Raw genomic sequence first — 18,048 nt, forward strand, 5'->3', positions numbered from 1 at the left:
GAAAGTTCACTCTTGCATAGTGGTAGCTTTGTCGTTTGAGGTCCTTATTCTTCCTGATTTGACGTCTGAATTTTCTTTGCTAGCACAATGTAGAACGCTGGCAACACGTACAATGTTAATATAGTGCCAATACCAAGCCCTGCAACAATAGTAATACCAATCGCAAAGCGCGACTGTGCGCCTGGACCAACGGCAATTAATAGTGGGATCATAGCCACAATAAGTGCCAGCGACGTCATAATAATGGGTCTCAAGCGAATCGCAGCCGCTTCAATTACCGCCTCGCGTTTATCACGCCCTCGCTGTTGAAGAGTATTCGCGAATTCCACGATGAGAATACCATTTTTTGCGACTACACCAATTAGAGTGATCAGGCCCACTTGCGTATAAATATTCATTGAAGCAAAACCAAGCATAATAAAAGCCATAGCGCCGGCAATAGACATAGGTACAGACACCAGTATAATAAGGGGATCGCGCCAACTCTCAAATTGTGCCGCCAGCACAAGGTAGATAACGAGTAACGATATAAAGAAGGTAACGATTAGTGCGCTACCAGAATTTTCGAATTGCCTAGACTCGCCCTTAAAATCGTAGCTAAAGCCCCGTGGCAAGATATCAGCAGCCTTGGCTTTCATAAAACCAACAGCATCTCCCATGGGTACTGATGGCACAGGAATACCTTCAATTGTGATCGAATTTAGCTGATTAAATTGTGTCCTTGACGAGGGTTCTACATCATGTTCGAAATTAACGACCGAGCCAAGTGGAACCAACTCGCCAGAGTCAGCCCGGATGTAATAATCGTTTATTGCCAGCTCACTATCTCTAGCGTAACGCTCAATCTGAGGAATAACTTCGTAGGAGCGCCCTTCCATATTAAAACGATTAATATAGCCACCGCCAAGCATACTACTGAGCTCCTGGCCAATTTCCTCCATCGACAAACCTAAATCTGCAGCGCGATCTCTGTCAACCTTTACCCGAGTAACTGGCTTGTCGATATCGATTGATTTTTGCACGAAGGTAAAATTGCCACTTTGCATGGCGGCTCCAACCAATTCATCTGCCACCTGGTTAAGCTGATTAAAATCACTCCCTGAAGTCACTACAAACTGAAAAGGTAAACCACCACTGGAACCAGGCAAGGAGGGGATCGGGAATAATGCTGTTTTTAAACCAGTAATATTTGCCACAGATGCCTGTAGTTGAGGCATTATGTCGAACTGCGATATATCACGTTCGCTCCAAGGTTTCATTTTGAAACCACCAAATACAGCATCTGAGCTTGTCATACCCACCAGCATAAATGTCTCGTCGTAACCTGGCACCTGCTCAAACGCTGTCTGCATTTCAGCGCCATACTTTTGCAAGTATTCAAGGGTAGCAGTCTGTGGCCCTTTGCCCTGAAATAGAATAATGCCACGGTCTTCAGTGGGTGCCAGCTCTTTTTCACTTAACATGACCATAAAAAATATCGACACGAGAACAACCAATGCAAACATGATCACAGGTGACACTGCCTTAACAACGATAGTCAATGAGCGCTGATAAACGTTGGCGAGCTTTTCAAACAAGCCTTCTACAGCACTTTCAAAACGCGACGACTCTCCATGAGGTTTCAGTACCTTGCTAGCTAGCATAGGCGATAAGGTCAAGGCGATGATCCCTGAAATAACGACCGCGCCTGCAAGGGTGAAAGCAAACTCAGTAAATAGCGAGCCAACTAACCCTCCCATAAAGCCAATAGGTGCATAAACAGCAACCAGCGTGATTGTCATCGCAATGATTGGACTTGCCATTTCTCGCGCGCCAATGATCGCAGCCTCCTTCTTTGACTTACCATTAACGATGTGACGATGGATATTTTCGACAATAATAATCGCATCGTCGACGACTAAGCCAATGGCCAAAACAAGTGAAAGTAATGTCAGTAAATTGAGTGAGAAACCCAGTACAAGCATTATAAAGGCACTACCAATCAGTGAGAGTGGAACCGCTAGTGATGGAATGATGGCAGCGCGAAGGGAGCCAAGACACAAAAACACAATAACAAGCACAATACCTATTGCCTCGATCAACGTTTTAATGACCTCATTAATTGAATCGTCGATAAATTCTGATGCATCGTAAGGCAGCTCAACCTGCAAACCAGACGGTAGCTGAGACTTAATATCAGGAAGAAGTTCTTTTACCCGTTCTGCCACAGACAGCGGATTTGAGCCAGGAGAGAGGCTAATAGCCACGTAGGTCGATGGTTTTCCTTTGTATAATGCAATGTTCTCGTAGGTTTGCGATCCAAGTTCCACCCTCGCAACATCCTTGAGACGAATAATCGTGTCTTCAGTTGATTTGATAACAAGATTCTTGAACTGTTCAGTGTTAGAAACGTCAGTGTTACTGGTAAGACTAATCTTTATTAACTCTCCTTTTGTTTGTCCAACACCAGAGAGATAATTGTTTTCGCGCAGGGTCTGAACAATCTCGGTCGAGGTAAGATTAACCGCAGCAAGTCTTTGGGGGTCTAACCAAACTCTCAGAGCAAAACGCCGTCCTAAAAGTTCAGCTTTACCCACACCCGATAGTGCCTGTAGTTTTGGCTGTACTTCACGAGCAAGATAATCGGTGATTTCTGGTACCCGCATAGTCTCACTGAAGAAAGCAATGTACATAAGCGCGCGACCTTCACCTGTTGTCGAATTAATAACAGGGTCTTGAGCGTTTACAGGTAATGCGTTCCGCTGACTAGCGACTTTAGATTGGATCTCGGCTAACGCGTCATTAGCATCATAATTAAGTTCCATCTGTGCTTCGATAGTTGAAAACCCCTGCGTGCTCGAAGAGCTTAAGAAGTCGATGCCTTTAGCTTCGGCGATGGCCTGCTGCAAAGGTTGGGTGATAAACCCCTGAATTAGTTCGCTGCTAGCACCTGGATATGCAGTCGTAACCGTGACTTTAGTGCTTTCTAGCAAAGGATATTCGCGGATCTCCATTTCCATGATGGACCGTACACCAACCAGTAATATCAGCAAGCTTACTACCGTGGATAAAACGGGCCGTTTTATGAATATGTCTGTAAAACGCATGGCTATTTTACTCCTGTGCTAACAGAAGCAGGGTCGCGTGAGGAGTCGTTCTGCTTGATTTTTACTTGCTGGCCAGCCCTGAGGCGCAAGAGGCCTGAGGCAATAATACGCTCTCCAGCTTCAAGTCCTTGCCTAACTTCTGTCATACTTACTCGTTTAAAACCTGTTTCTAATGTTCGGCGCTCAGTAACTAGTTGACCCGCTGAATTTTCTGTTAATACATAGGCAAAGTTACCGTAGGTGTTGAATGATATTGACGTGTTTGGGATCGCTACCACCTCTCGAGGACCTTCTGCGAAGGTTCTGACAGTAGCAAACATTCCAGGTTTGAGTCCTTGTTGTAAATTAAGAAGCTGAGCACGTAATTTAACGGTCCGTGTTTCAGGTGTGACCGAACTGTTGATAGCGGTAACAGACCCCTTAAATACCTCAGAACCTTTTGCCGCAACAGTGACTTCAACAGGATCTCCGATATCAACACTGAACAGCTCTATTTCAGAAAGTGTATATTCGACAAGAATTGGGTTAAGCATATTGATTTCAACGATAGGCGTACCTACGAATAGATATTGGCCAATGTCGGCTAAACGGAGTCCGAGAACACCATTGAATGGTGCTGTAATGACTTTTTTGCCAAGTTGTGCCTCTGCCTCTTGCACCCTCGCTCTGGCAGAATCTTCCGCAGCCTTAGCTTTATCATAGGCTAACTGTGAAACAGCTCGTGTGAAAATCAGCTCGACGTGATGTTGAAATTCTTTCGATGCAAGCTGTTCCTCAGCCCTACTTTTTTTAAGTACGGCTTGTTCTATTTCGCTATTCAGTCGAATAAGGATGTCACCTTTTTCAACACGCTGACCCGATTCGAATAAAACCTCAGTCACAACGCCAGGCATCTCATTGGCGATCCGGACACCATTTATAGCCCTAATACTGCCAATTGATTGAATGCTCGTTTGCCAGTTAGCAATAACAACCTCTGTGGCTTCAACAACCGCAGGTGATCGTGGCTGAGAGAACTTCGCCTTTATTTGCTCTAGTTGATAGAACTTGTAGCCAAATACGCCACCAAGCAAAACAAGCAGTAAAACTATAGCCATTGCAAAGCGTGAAAAAGTGCCCATTCTGGTGATATCCTTTTGAGTAAAATAGGTGAATAACGTTGAAATATATAACGAGTTTAATTTCAGAAAATTGAAGAGTGAATACTCAACCTACTTATTTGAAGCTCTTAGCACCCACGATGTTTTTTCATGAATTCGCATTCGGTCAGAAACAAGCGATACCGTTGATTCATCGTCTAATTGATGAGCCACTTTTAAAACGTCACGTGCGGTCTTTATAATTGTTTCATGCCCAACAGTTAATACTGCAATCATTTCCGTGGCATTAGGAACACCATCCACCTCGTGGATTGAGCTTAATCTGTAAAATTCTTTATAAGTGCCTGGCGCGGCAACATCAAGCGTTCTAATACGTTCAGCAATGTCGTCTACAGCAATTGCCAATTCTGTATATTGATCCTCAAACATTAAGTGTAACTCTCTAAACCTCAACCCCGTAACATTCCAGTGAAAGTTATGTGTTTGTAAATAAAGCGTATAAGAGTCTGCTAGTAATTTTTTTAATCCTTCAGCGATTTTACTTCTATCTTTTTCATCAATACCAATATCAATGATGCTCATAATTACTTTTCCTTTTTTCATTAAAAAAATCAGTATAGGGAGGCGATTTTTACCGCTCCACCAAAAACATAGTGTACGACTTTATCGATTTAGGCTCTGTGCGATATCGAACCAAAAAACGTTTGGCTGATGAGTATACGGTGAATAACTCTATTGGCTTTAGGTTGCCTGCCGATAGTTATTGTAGATTTATAACAATATCTAACGGCTAACAATGGGTTATTAACTAATATTCTTCCTCTAAAGTCATAAGCGATGTGTTACCACCAGCAGCGGTAGTATCAATGCTAACTGATTTTTCTGTTAATAAACGCTGAATTAAATTATCCAAATATTCAGAACTGATCACCGGTAATATTGCGCCTTGACGTTCCGCTAACTTCTCACTGATATAATGTTTTCGGTCGCAATGACTATCAACAACAACACCTGACAAAGCAGGATGCGCTAACAGCGCTGATAAATGACATAACTTGGCAACTTGAAAAACATTTTCATCTTCGCCTGTTGCAACAAACTTATCTCTAAAGGCTAAAGCTTCCTGATAAAATAAATCAGAGACAACCGTAATAACCGTATTACCCGTTGCCAACGCCGTTATAATAGACATCAACAAAAACTGAAAGCTGACATTTTTATCCGCAAAACAAATAATATTACCGCGGTTTTCTAAATACAACATATTAGACTCACCTGTTGGCCCAGGCAGAGTTAGTGGTTTTTTCAGGTGCTTTTCAATACGTATTAATTGTTCACGAGCCGCTGTTAACGTAAGATTTAGGTCATCAAATAAATCATCAACAATATCAACATCAGCAATTTTGGCTAACAATTGACGCACGCAAGAAATACGCGTATTTAACTCTGTTAAACGCCAGCATTTTTGCGCAACATCGGCCTTATCCATAAGTAAAACCGCCTCTTTTTCAGCTTTTTCATCTCCCTCTAACACTGTCTCTTGTGATGGCGATATATTAAGTTTCGCCGCATCAGGGGTAGATTTTTCTTTCACTAAGCGCGTTAAATAATTGGGACCCCCTGCTTTTGGCCCCGTCCCCGAAAGACCTCGACCACCAAAAGGTTGGACACCAACAATGGCGCCAATGATATTACGGTTGATATAAACATTACCGGCACGTGACCGCTTAGCTAAATCAAAGGCACGGTGTTCTATACGCGTATGAATACCCATGGTTAAACCAAAACCTGTACCATTAATTTTATCGATAACCCCTTCTATCTCTTTACCTTTAAAACGTACAATGTGCACACAAGGACCAAAGACTTCTTTTTCTAACACACTAATATCTTCAATTTCATAAAGACGCGGGGCAAAAAAGAAATGCTCATTATTCTCTACCTCGGCAGATATTTCACATTGATATAATAACTGACCATGTGTTTTCATATAATCGCTGTGTGCATTTAAAACGCCGAGTGCTTTTTTATCTATAACGGGCCCTACGTCAGTGCTTAAGTACGCTGGATTACCGACATGTAATTCTGCTAAGGCGCCTTTAAGCATTAAAATCACATTATCAGCAATATCTTCTTGTAAAAATAATACCCTAAGCGCAGAACAGCGTTGACCTGCCGATTGAAATCCTGAAGAAATAACATCGTCAACAACTTGCTCAGGCAAGGCAGTTGAGTCAACTATCATACAATTTTGTCCACCCGTTTCAGCGATAAAAGGCACCTGATCGCCACCTCTAACAGCCAAGGTTTGCGAAATTATTGTCGCTGTGTCACTAGAGCCAGTAAAAATAACGGTTTTAATACGATCATCTGTAATAATCACACTACCCACTTTACTACCACGGGCAATAACCTCTTGCACAACGCCTTCAGGTAGTCCAACAGATTTCATCAGTTCAATGGTGCGCAGTGCAATCAAACTGGTTTGTTCAGCGGGTTTTGCCAATACAGTATTACCCGTAACAATGGCTGCAGCGATCTGCCCTAAAAATATCGCTAATGGGAAATTCCATGGGCTGATACAGAGCACTACACCACGAGCTTCGAAACGTTCGTCTTCTGCAAGAATAATAGCTTTTTCAGCGTAATAACGACAAAAATCAACCGCTTCACGTACTTCATCGATGCCATCTTGAGCTGTTTTACCCGCTTCTTTAATACATAAGGCGATAAGCTCGTCCATATGATGTTCAAGAATATCGGCAACGCGGCACAATAACGCTGCGCGTTCAGATACTGGTGTTTGTGACCATGATGAAAATGCTGTTTTAGCCAACGTTATCATTGCCAGCATTTCATCTTCGTTGTGATGAAGATAAAAGCCTATTATTTCAGTTTGGTTGGCAGGATTTTTAACGGCTACAGCGCCTTCTGGAACGTTACTTTCAGAGAGTAGATGATCAGTAAACCAGCTATCTAAAAACGACTTTAAGGGTGTGATTGTATTAATATCAGCTAAATCGACGCCTTTAGAATTATCACGACCAAGACCTTTTTCATCATGGTATAAGGCTATGGGTTTGGTGATTTTGTTGTTATATTTATCTTTTAAACGCTGCGTTTTTTCAACGGGATCTCTCAGTAAAGATTCAACCGGTTGAGTCTCATCAACAATGGCATTAACAAATGAAGAGTTAGCTCCATTTTCTAGCAAACGCCGCACTAAATAAGCTAATAGCTCTTCATGATGACCAACTGGGGCGTAGATGCGACATTGAATATTTTCACTAGAAACTATTTGATCATACAAAGAGTTCCCCATGCCATGTAAACATTGAAATTCAAACCCCTCTTTATTGCCATCAACGAGTTCAAGAATGGCGGCAACAGTGTATGCATTATGCGTAGCAAACTGTGGATAAATGGTATCTCTGTAGGCTAATAATTTCTTTGCACAAGCGCGGAAAGAAACATCAGTAGAAGATTTTCGCGTAAATACAGTGAAATGCTGATGGCCATCTTTTTGAGCATTTTTAATTTCAGTATCCCAATAAGCGCCTTTTACTAAGCGGACCATCATTTTTCGGTCAACTCGCACCGTTAATTCACGTAACCAATCAACGACAAAGATAGCCCGCTTTTGATAAGCTTGTAATGCCATACCAAAGCCAGTCCAATTTGCTAAATCACTATCACTAAAAACCGCTTCAATAATATCAAGTGATATATCTAAGCGTTCAGACTCTTCGGCATCAACGGTTAAACCAATATTGTAGCTTTTAGCTTGTAAACAAAGCGCCTTAAGTTTTGGCACAACTTCAGCCATAACGCGTTCTTTGTGGTTAAATTCATAACGAGGATGAATAGCAGAAAGCTTCACTGAAATACCCGGAACTTTACGAGGATCATTTTTATCCGTAGCACGCGCTACATTCCCAATCGCGTCTATTGCCTCTTGATAAGCTTTAAAATACTTATCAGCATCATTCATCGTACGGGCACCTTCACCGAGCATGTCAAATGAATAGACATAGCCTTGCTGCTCTTTATCGGCAGCACGCTCAGTTGCGGCAATGATTGTTTCGCCCATCACAAACTGCTTACCCATAATTTTCATGGCGTAGTTCATTGATTTACGAATAACTGGTTCACCTAAACGACCGACAATCTTTTTCAATAACCCAAAGCTTTCCTTTTTGCGTTTATCGGCATAATTCACCATAGTGCCGGTAATTAACAAGCCCCATGAAGAGGCATTAACGAACAATGATTCACTGCTGCCTAAATGACTGTTCCATTGCCCTTGAGAAATTTTGTCACGAATTAAAGCATCTTGAGTATGTTTGTCTGGTACTCGTAACAAGGCTTCGGCCAAACACATTAAAACCACACCTTCTTCACTTGAGAGTGTGTATTCTTTTAATAAGGCGTCTATTGCACCATTACCTGACTCGACTTTACGAATTTGAACAGCCATTTTACGCGCTCTTTCCCACGCTCGACTTCTGGCTCCAACATTTACTTCTGCCAATGGTAAGATATGATCTACCGCGATTTTTTCATCGATACGGTAAAACTCACGAATTTTCTGACGAAAAGGACAGTCTGTATTAAACGAACCATTGAAAAGCATATAGTTATCCTTAAAAAATTATTAAATAGTCTTTTATAATCACTTAAGTGATTACAATTTAATTTATGCTACGAATGCTTTGTTAGCTCTTTGTCAATCATCGCCGACAAGATACGTAACAAAGTCTGTCCTTTTAATTTAAAAACTCTTTAGCTTTAGCAATCGAATAATTTACGGCTTGTGACAGTTCAAGTTTGGGCGGCATAACCAATTCATTTGGATCGACATGGACATCAAGCACACAGGCCTCAGTACGAGTAAATGCCTCTTTCAATGCGTCGACTAGCATTTCAGGGCGTTCTACACTCCAACCCTCACCACCACATAATCGAGCAAATTCAGCAAAATCTGGATTTTTTAATGCCGTTTTATAATTGGGGTAACCGCTGCTTTCTTGTTCCAGTTGAATTAGTCCCAATTTGGCATTGTTAAAAATAATAACCTTTATCGGTAATTTCCGATTGACCACGGTAATAAATTCTTGCATTAACATACTAAAACCACCATCCCCGATAAGTACTATTATCTGGCGATCAGGAAATTTTAATTGTGCGCCTATCGCGCCAGCCATGCTAAAGGCCATCGTGGCCAAGTTACCTGAAAGGGTAAATAGTTGGTGTTCAGTTACGGGTAAATGACGTGCAGCCCAAGCAGTCACCGTGCCAGTATCACAAAGAAAAATAGCATCTTTATTGGCAAGTTCGCCGATTGTTCGTGCTAGAAACTGAGGTTTTATTGGCGCTACTTGCGAGCTTTCTTTTTCGCCTTGTTCTCTTGACCATTTTATTTTCTGGTGACGACATTCATCAAGAAAATTTTTGTCATCTTTTTGGGGTAAATCAATAATTAATTGCTCTAGCACGCCACTTACCTCTCCAACTATCGATACATCGACAGGGCAACGTCGACCTATGTGTCGAATATCCTTGTCCACTTGAATGACTTTGGCTTTTCCAGGGTAATATTCTTTGTAGGGAAAATCAGTACCGAGCATAATAAGTAAATCACAATTATTTATTGCCTCAATTGATGGTCCCGTACCAAGTAAGCCAAGTCCTCCTAAGGAATATTCATGCTCATCTGGCAGTAATACTTTTGCTTTTAATGTTCTAATAAGTGGTGCATTGCATTTTTTCAACAAAGTAAGTAGCTGTTGACGCGCTGGAATAGCCCCTACACCCGCAAGAACTACAATTTTATTAGCTTGCTCAATTAGGCTAAGTGTATTGTTTAATGCTGATGCTAAAGGTTTTGTACTACCCGTTTCAGTGCCCGCGATTGGATGACAAGTAATACCTGCTTCTATTTGCTCCGTGGCTACATCTACAGGTAGGGCAATATGAGCAACTCCACTTTCAGTAATCGCACTATTACACGCTTGCTGGATGATCTCAGGGACACGATCAGCAGCAAACAAGGTTTGATTAAACACAGCGACATCAGAAAAAAGAGCGGATGAATTGATTTCTTGATGTGAGTTATTACCTATTTCAGAACGCGGTAACTGCCCCGTTATCGCTAGGACAGGAGCATGGTCGAGCTTAGCGTCGTACAACCCATTGAGTAAATGTATGGCTCCACCTCCAGCAGTACCGACACAAACGGCAAGCTTTCCGGTTAATTTTGCTTGGGCTGATGCGGCAAACGCCCCACTTTCTTCATGACGGACCTGGATGAATTCTATCTTTCCATTGCGGCGTATAGCATCCATCAAATCATTAATCGCATCACCTGGAATACCAAAGACATGGCGGACACCATATTTGTAAAGTGTCTCTACAATGTGGTCGACAACTTTACGTTTTTTGATTGTAGACATGTATTCCCCTTTCAATTTCAAATAAGTTCATCGATATTTACTTTAATAAAGCACAACGCTCATAGCGTTATGAATTTAACTATTATATTTACTCACTATTAACGACTTTCATCAGGCTCAATTGATTCATGAACATTATTTACTGCTGAAACTCCCGGAGTAAATAGTTGTCTGATGCTGCTTAACATCGTGTTATGTTTCCAATGCTCTGCTCGCACTAAACTCACTTTCAATAAAGCAATGTCTGGGTTATCCAATCCATCTTGAATCCATGTTTCATAACGTGACTCCCATAATTTAATCAACATAGCTTTACTTTTAATTACCTGAGTGATCCCAGATACCGAAATAAAATGGTTATCTTCTTTGATAAAACTAAGATTGACGAAGCTGTTTTCAGTCAATTCACCAATCAACTCTGAAGATAGCGTTGTAAAAAAGAAGAGTTCTCCTTCAGCACTAACTTCAACGGTTTCCATCGGTCGACTTTTCATTACTCCATCAGCAGACCTAGAAACGAGCATTGCTACATCACCTATATTAATGAGCTTTTGAATATGTGAGATCTCTCTCTGTAAATGCTTTTCACTTTGCATGCTAATTTTCTCCGATTAAATGTATTCAACGGTGATCTGTTTTTAGAGACGGCTAAGACAGTTAACATAAAAACAGTTAGATTTGATTTATTAAGCTAAATCTAAAAATATTATACGATGACAAGGGGGAAGGCTCTGTACGTTAGCGTACTGTCTAAAAAATGGCTTTTACCTAAACGGCTTAAAACTAATGCTGGTAAGTTGAAACAGAGGGTTTTTAAAGTGGTCTTAGCGCTGATTAACAGACTAAAAATAGTGTAAAATACTGTTTGAGGTTATAAAAAAAGTCTTTATTAACGATTATTTAAAACAAACGAATAGCTAAAGTGGTCTAGTTTAACCTATGGGTATAATTACCTTTCATCAGCTGATAACACTCACAAGCTTCCCGCTCTAAGCCCTTACGATTAAGTATCTGAATGGTACCTCGTGTATAGCTAATTAACTTTTTATCTTTTAATAAGCAAGCGGCTACTGTTATACCGCTTCTTCGAACGCCAAGCATATCAGCAAGAAATTGATGTGTTAGATTTAAATGAGTAGAATGTGCCCTATCATCAGTCATGAGTAACCAACGAGCAAGACGAGATGCTATGGGATGAAATCGCATGCAGACTAATGATTGAGAACCTTGCACAAACAAAATATAAAGGTAATCATTCAATCTTTTTAACAGTAATGGAAAGTTTTTCAGTTGATACTGAAATTGCTTAACAGATAAGCGCAGCGCCGTTCCAGACCCCTGAACAACAGCTCTATCAGGAGCCGATTGTACCCCTGAAATATTGGAAATACCCAACATACCTTCATTACCAATAATACACAATTCAAGCGGTGGGTGTCTCGTACCTGTAGTGACCAGTGAAATATACCCTGTTAAAGGATAAAATATGTACTCAATGCCTTGCCCACGCTCATGCAATATATCACCGGAGGTTAAATGAACCTGCTCGCATTGCGCTAGAATAGTTTTTCTGAGTTTATTTGGTAGCCCATCTAACAACTCATTGGTGACTTCTTGCTTTTCTTTTGATCGCATATGTTTGCTCTCTGATACAGAAAAATAATATTGCCTTAAATAATTAAAATTTAATTTATAGCAGCAATAGTCAAGTGTAAGCGTTATAAAATAGAGGATCTGTGCGCTGGCAAACATTACTTACTTATATGACTTTATAACTTACATATTTAAAATGATTAGTTCACTAAGCAATAGCGGTGTCTATAATGTCGCGAGATGTCGCGAGGTTTTCTTCAATGCCAGCGCTAAAGTCTTAACGTTTTGATGCGGATATTGCAGGAAAATTTTTGATAAAAGTCAATGGCGTGACAGCCTTATTTAGCGCAATAGCTATTATTGTACTGAACATTACAAATCAATTAAAAAACATTAATAATCATATGCTTATGAAGATAAAAGACAGTCTTACTCACTAGGATAAATACCGTTAATTAAAGATTAATAACGTTTTTTGAGTGATAATAAACTTTTTCGTTTTCATGAGGGAGCAATCGGTCGGTTTCTTTTTTTACAACCGCGTAGCATTCACAACTTAAGCTTTCAAGTTTCTGCCTATTTAACACGGTAATATGACCGCGATGATAATCAATGACACCCAACTTCTGCAGTTTTCCCGCAGCTTCTGTCACCCCTTCTCGGCGAACCCCTAACATATTACCAATAAGTTCCTGAGTCATCACTAGGGTATTATCGGGTAAACGGTCAAGCGACAGTAAAAGAAAACGGCATAATTGCTGATCAATCGTATGGTGGCGATTACATACTGCAGTCTGTGACATTTGAGTAATAAGGGATTGGGTATAACGAAGCATTACACCTAACAATTTTCCATGACGATGGAACTCTTGGGTTAAGCGTTTTCCTTTAAGCCGATAAGCATAACCTGCACTTTGAACCACAGCTCGGCTGGACGTACTTTCTCCGCCCATAAACAACGCAATACCAACAACGCCTTCGTTACCTACCACAGAAATTTCTGCCGAAGCGCCACTCTCCATTACGTATAATAAAGAAACAATAGAGTCAACGGGAAAGTATACATTAGCGAGCTTATCACCAGCTTCGTACATCACCTCGCCTAACTCTAGCTTTACTAATTCAACAAAAGGAAAGAGTCGTTCTTTTACTTCATCAGGCAAAACAGCTAATAAGTGATTTTGTAAGGGGGAAATTTGAATGTCGATTATTTTTTGCATCGTGTGCGTCCCTTCTTAAGAATTAAATCAAGCTACTAAATAATATTATATCTTAACAAAAAAAATTTCGCTGTTCGGTTCGATACCGTACACAACACTCTTTTTAGATGATCATTTTTATTTTAGGTAATAAAAGTATATATCGCACTAATCAACATTTAGACCACCCGAAGTAGAAGCGCTTACATTCAGATAACAACATAGCAAACAACAATAACATTTAAAGACAAAAACTTAAACTTTCCACTACGGTAAAGTCTAACGAAGAAATAGCCTGCTGTTCTAGTGGCTTTCGCATGAAAAATAGTACGATAATTATTAGGTTATGTGTGACAGCGTACAGATATATCTTTACGTAAAGTACAAGGTAGTGTTTAGAGCTTAGCGTTATAAAATTTTATTCATTAGTGGAATGGACAAGACCATAAAAGTTTTACTTCAGTAAAAGAAGTAGCACCCTTTAAAACAGGTAAAACAACAAGTTAATGCTTTGCCAGCCACCAATAAGACCCTTATGATTTAATAGAGGAAAACGTTATGTATAAACATATTTTATTTGCCACAGAACTTCATGATTCAAAAAACTATATTGAAGATAAAGTCGCTCAATTACAACAGTTCACCGATGCTAAACTCAGTATTATTCATGTGGTAGAGCCGATACCTAATTATGGTGGAGCACTTGGTGTTGTTCCGAGTCCAGACCCAGTTGGCAGTTTTGGTAATACAGAAAAACTAAAAGAACAAGCCAAAGAAATACTTCAACCATTAGCTAAAAGGCTGAATATCACCGAACAACACTTGTGTATATCGGTCGGATATATTAGCGAAGAAATATTAGCTTTCGCAGAGCACGAAAATGTCGATTTAATTATAACAGGTAGCCATGGCGTCCATGGTTTACGTTTATTATTAGGCTCTACCGCAAATGCCATTTTACACGGCGCAAAATGTGATGTATTGGCAGTGCGTTATAAAGAGCAATAAGCATTGATTTAAGCAATAAATATATTGCTTTGAATATTATGATGGTAACGAACCTGCTGTGATCGAGCCAATCAATTAAGTCGGCAATTAATATAATGTCGTTAATTATCTATCGGTTGCAGCAAGACTTACCTTTCCATAACAGGTGTTCATCGAGGGTCGTATCACTAATTTATCCTGTCTTATTAAATCGACCTATCATGATAAATTATTTGACTCGAGTCTCATTTGTAATAAACACCCTACTGATTGTTATATAACTATACATGTTACCAGCCCTTTATTTTGGCTGCCACATTATGTTTTCGTCCATGTATGCTAGGGTATATTAACTACGTTTATCATTATGCGTATACCAATCAGATTAATACTTTTAATAGAGATAACGACAATGGCCAACTCTATACAACGTTTAAAGCAACTTGAAATTAATGGTGAAATTTGCCACTACCACAGTTTTGATGGTTTAGCGGATAAGTATGACCTTTCACGTTTGCCTTTTGCCGCTAAAATCCTTTTAGAAAACTTATTACGACATGCAGATAGTGATTTTGTCCAACAAGGGGATATTGAAACCTTAGCCAATTGGGATGTAGACAACTGGCAGGATACTGAAATTGCCTTTGTACCTGCTCGCGTAATTTTGCAAGACTTTACTGGGGTACCCGCCGTAGTTGATTTAGCGGCTATGCGAGATGCGATAGTAAAAATGGGTGGAAAAGCCGAAAAAATAAACCCATTAAATCCAGTCGAATTGGTCATCGACCATTCAGTTATGGTCGATGTGTTTGGTCAAGCTGATGCGATGGAAAAAAACACCGCAATTGAGTTTCAGCGTAATCGTGAACGCTATCAGTTTTTACGCTGGGGTCAGCAAAGTTTTGATAATTTTAAAGTGGTACCACCGGGCCGTGGTATTGTACATCAGGTAAATCTCGAATATTTAGCCCGCGTAGTATTCAAAAAGCCCGACGAGAATAATTTACTTTACCCAGATACCTTGGTTGGTACCGATTCACATACCACCATGATTAATGGCTTAGGTGTGTTAGGTTGGGGAGTCGGCGGTATCGAAGCTGAAGCGGCGATGTTGGGACAACCGGTGACCATGTTAATACCTGAAATTGTTGGTTTTGAATTAACGGGAAAATTACCTGCAGGAACTACAGCGACTGACTTAGTCTTAACGGTAACCGAACAATTACGTGCTGCAGGTGTAGTAGGTAAGTTTGTCGAGTTCTTTGGTACTGGGGTGAATGAACTGACCTTGGCTGACCGAGCAACCATAGCCAATATGGCGCCAGAATATGGGGCAACGTGTGGAATTTTCCCCATCGATCATCAAACTACCGATTATCTGCAATTAACCGGGCGTGACAGTGACCACATTGAACGCGTAGAGTCCTATTTAAAAACGATGGATATGTGGGGAACGCAGTCTCAACAGCATGCTGTTTATCATAGCCGATTATCATTAAAACTAGATGAAGTAGTGCCTTCTATTGCTGGTCCTAAACGTCCTCAAGACAGAATTTCACTGGACCGTGCCGGTCTGGCGTATCGTGACTGGTTAGCTTTACAACACGGTATAAAACAAGCAGTCTCGAGCGATAGTGAAAGTGGCTTTGAAAGTGAAGGCGGACAACCTTCAGTGCTATTACCTGCTAGTAATGAAGATTCAGGCGTTCCCTGTCAGTATGCTGATGAAGACTTTGTATTAAAACACGGATCCGTCGTTATAGCGGCAATTACCAGTTGCACTAACACCTCAAATCCATCGGTATTAATTGCCGCTGGACTATTAGCCAGAAATGCCCGGCTGCGAAGATTAACGGTTAAACCTTGGGTAAAAACCAGTTTTGCACCTGGTTCACAAGTGGTCACTGATTATCTGCTTAAATCTGGCTTAAATGAAGATTTAGATGCCCTTGGTTTTCAGTTAGTCGGATACGGTTGTACTACCTGTATTGGTAACTCCGGCCCTTTACCTACCGAAATTAGCGACGCTATTCATCAAGGTGATTTATCTGTTACCTCTGTTTTATCGGGTAATCGTAACTTTGAAGGTCGTATTCACCCAGAAGTCCAAGCTAATTATTTAGCCTCTCCTCCTTTGGTCGTTGCTTATGCTTTAGCGGGTAATATGAAGATAGATATTACCACGGGCTCACTAGGTGATGACCCTACAGGTAAACCGGTTTATTTACATGACATCTGGCCAGATAGTCAGGAAATTAAACAAGTTATCGAAAAAGTTATCGACAGTTCAATGTTTATTTCCCGATATGAAGATGTGTATAGCGGTAATAAAGACTGGCAAGCGCTGGATATAGTACAAAGCCAAAAATATGATTGGCCAGCTTCTACCTACGTTAAATTGCCACCATTTTTTAATAATATTAGCGCAAAAATACCAACTATTAACCCAATTAAAAATGCTCGATGTTTATTAAAACTGGGTGATAGTGTCACTACTGACCATATATCTCCTGCCGGTTCGATTGCGCTAGATAGCCCCGCGGCTGAGTATTTACAAAGTGAAGGCGTCTCACCCAAAGACTTTAATTCTTATGGCTCTAGACGCGGTAATCATGAAGTGATGATGCGCGGTACTTTTGCCAATGTTCGTTTACGTAATTTATTAGCACCCGGCACTGAGGGCTGTTGGACGACACTGATGCCATCAGGTGAAAAAATGAGTGTTTTTGATGCGGCGATGCAATATCAACAACAAAACATTGCTTCAATTGTCTTAGCTGGAAAAGAGTATGGTACGGGCAGTTCTCGTGATTGGGCCGCCAAAGGGCCAGCTTTATTGGGCGTTAAAGCGGTTATTGCACAGAGTTACGAACGTATTCATCGCTCTAATTTAGTCGGCATGGGGATATTACCATTGCAATTTATGCCAGATGATAATGCCGAGTCACTAAAGCTAACAGGTGAAGAGCAATTCAGTATTCCTGCCGTGAGTATTGGGCAGAAAACGGTGACAATATCCGTTCAAACTGAAGAGGGTAATGAACGTTCCTTTGAAGTAAAAATTCGTATTGATACACCCAACGAATTCAAATACTACCAACATGGTGGCATATTACATTATGTACTACGAAATTTAGCATCGACAGACTAATTTTGTTACCCTTCTTAATTAATTTTGAAGGGTAAATTTTTAGAATAATGCATAAACAGGTCATATTGTTGACCTGTTTATTATTCATTGTTGTAGAGGTTAACATTCAACTGTAGATTTTAAATGTAAATGCCTGAATCCTAGTCAATATTAACGATACTAATGGCCTATTCCTTAACAGGAATACCTTCGAGTAGCTTGATGATAAAGGGGTTTTTGTTTATATAGGCTAAATTAATGAGGTGTTTTTTTCAAGATCTTGCATGGATTGATTTGCTAGTAAGTTTTTTATTAATAACGCTTCGCCATTTCCTATTGCAGTTTTCAAAGCAGAGAAGTTCACGGTAGCGTGTTTATTTTGATTGGTATGATGAGATCCCATGATAACACTCCGTTAATTATTCGTTATGATAGTCACCGCTACTCCTAGCATCTAACGATGCAAATTAGGAGTACCAGTAAAGCAGTTTTTTATATAGA

General features: G+C 40.3%; 11 protein-coding genes. 2 read left to right on the plus strand and 9 right to left on the minus strand.

From position 1 onward, the window contains the following. Nucleotides 1-44 precede the first annotated feature (44 nt). The 8 genes from H4J66_RS08860 to H4J66_RS08895 form a co-directional block, all read right to left on the minus strand. Nucleotides 45-3,086, minus strand: coding sequence for an efflux RND transporter permease subunit (locus H4J66_RS08860; RefSeq protein ID WP_182173348.1), 3,042 nt, complete (start codon nucleotides 3,084-3,086; stop codon nucleotides 45-47). A gap of 2 nt (nucleotides 3,087-3,088) precedes the next feature. Next, nucleotides 3,089-4,207, minus strand: a complete 1,119-nt coding sequence (locus tag H4J66_RS08865; protein WP_182173351.1) for an efflux RND transporter periplasmic adaptor subunit — start codon at nucleotides 4,205-4,207, stop codon at nucleotides 3,089-3,091. Between the two features lie 90 nt (nucleotides 4,208-4,297). Next, nucleotides 4,298-4,768, minus strand: coding sequence for a Dps family protein (locus H4J66_RS08870; protein ID WP_182173354.1), 471 nt, complete (start codon nucleotides 4,766-4,768; stop codon nucleotides 4,298-4,300). 226 nt (nucleotides 4,769-4,994) lie between these two features. Further along, the gene (gene putA / locus H4J66_RS08875) at nucleotides 4,995-8,819 is read right to left on the minus strand and encodes a bifunctional proline dehydrogenase/L-glutamate gamma-semialdehyde dehydrogenase PutA (RefSeq protein WP_182173357.1); all 3,825 of its coding nucleotides are present in this window, start codon (nucleotides 8,817-8,819) and stop codon (nucleotides 4,995-4,997) included. Nucleotides 8,820-8,952: 133 nt separating this feature from the next. After that, a complete protein-coding gene (locus tag H4J66_RS08880) occupies nucleotides 8,953-10,638 on the minus strand; it encodes a thiamine pyrophosphate-dependent enzyme (protein WP_182173359.1) in 1,686 nt (561 codons plus the stop codon). Between the two features lie 98 nt (nucleotides 10,639-10,736). Continuing rightward, complete coding sequence (locus tag H4J66_RS08885; RefSeq protein ID WP_182173362.1) at nucleotides 10,737-11,234, minus strand: pyridoxamine 5'-phosphate oxidase family protein; 498 nt, start codon at nucleotides 11,232-11,234, stop codon at nucleotides 10,737-10,739. Nucleotides 11,235-11,565: 331 nt separating this feature from the next. Beyond that, nucleotides 11,566-12,273, minus strand: a complete 708-nt coding sequence (locus tag H4J66_RS08890; protein ID WP_182173365.1) for a Crp/Fnr family transcriptional regulator — start codon at nucleotides 12,271-12,273, stop codon at nucleotides 11,566-11,568. Between the two features lie 413 nt (nucleotides 12,274-12,686). Further along, on the minus strand, nucleotides 12,687-13,451 hold the full coding sequence (locus H4J66_RS08895) for a Crp/Fnr family transcriptional regulator (protein ID WP_182173368.1): 765 nt from the start codon (nucleotides 13,449-13,451) through the stop codon (nucleotides 12,687-12,689). Nucleotides 13,452-13,988: 537 nt separating this feature from the next. On the opposite strand from H4J66_RS08895, the gene H4J66_RS08900 reads away from it, so the two are divergent. Together H4J66_RS08900 and acnA are read left to right on the plus strand one after the other, a co-directional pair. Further along, nucleotides 13,989-14,438 carry a universal stress protein gene (locus tag H4J66_RS08900; protein WP_182173371.1) on the plus strand — a complete coding sequence of 150 codons (450 nt, stop codon included), beginning with the start codon at nucleotides 13,989-13,991 and terminating at the stop codon, nucleotides 14,436-14,438. Between the two features lie 391 nt (nucleotides 14,439-14,829). Beyond that, on the plus strand, nucleotides 14,830-17,568 hold the full coding sequence (gene acnA / locus H4J66_RS08905; RefSeq protein ID WP_182173374.1) for an aconitate hydratase AcnA: 2,739 nt from the start codon (nucleotides 14,830-14,832) through the stop codon (nucleotides 17,566-17,568). A gap of 229 nt (nucleotides 17,569-17,797) precedes the next feature. Here acnA and H4J66_RS08910 read toward each other — a convergent pair whose 3' ends face one another. Beyond that, nucleotides 17,798-17,950: a hypothetical protein gene (locus H4J66_RS08910; protein ID WP_310650643.1), complete on the minus strand. Its 153-nt coding sequence runs from the start codon at nucleotides 17,948-17,950 to the stop codon at nucleotides 17,798-17,800. Nucleotides 17,951-18,048 lie beyond the last annotated feature (98 nt).

Source organism: Colwellia sp. MB3u-55, from assembly GCF_014076785.1.
Lineage (GTDB): Bacteria > Pseudomonadota > Gammaproteobacteria > Enterobacterales > Alteromonadaceae > Colwellia_A.

Excerpts from the sequence above, each read along its gene's own strand:
- H4J66_RS08860 (WP_182173348.1), bottom strand. The coding sequence starts at position 3,086 with ATGCGTTTTACAGACATATTCATAAAACGGCCCGTTTTATCCACGGTA.
- H4J66_RS08865 (WP_182173351.1), bottom strand. The coding sequence starts at position 4,207 with ATGGGCACTTTTTCACGCTTTGCAATGGCTATAGTTTTACTGCTTGTT.
- H4J66_RS08870 (WP_182173354.1), bottom strand. The coding sequence starts at position 4,768 with ATGAGCATCATTGATATTGGTATTGATGAAAAAGATAGAAGTAAAATC.
- putA (WP_182173357.1), bottom strand. The coding sequence starts at position 8,819 with ATGCTTTTCAATGGTTCGTTTAATACAGACTGTCCTTTTCGTCAGAAA.
- H4J66_RS08880 (WP_182173359.1), bottom strand. The coding sequence starts at position 10,638 with ATGTCTACAATCAAAAAACGTAAAGTTGTCGACCACATTGTAGAGACA.
- H4J66_RS08885 (WP_182173362.1), bottom strand. The coding sequence starts at position 11,234 with ATGCAAAGTGAAAAGCATTTACAGAGAGAGATCTCACATATTCAAAAG.
- H4J66_RS08890 (WP_182173365.1), bottom strand. The coding sequence starts at position 12,273 with ATGCGATCAAAAGAAAAGCAAGAAGTCACCAATGAGTTGTTAGATGGG.
- H4J66_RS08895 (WP_182173368.1), bottom strand. The coding sequence starts at position 13,451 with ATGCAAAAAATAATCGACATTCAAATTTCCCCCTTACAAAATCACTTA.
- H4J66_RS08900 (WP_182173371.1), top strand. The coding sequence starts at position 13,989 with ATGTATAAACATATTTTATTTGCCACAGAACTTCATGATTCAAAAAAC.
- acnA (WP_182173374.1), top strand. The coding sequence starts at position 14,830 with ATGGCCAACTCTATACAACGTTTAAAGCAACTTGAAATTAATGGTGAA.
- H4J66_RS08910 (WP_310650643.1), bottom strand. The coding sequence starts at position 17,950 with ATGGGATCTCATCATACCAATCAAAATAAACACGCTACCGTGAACTTC.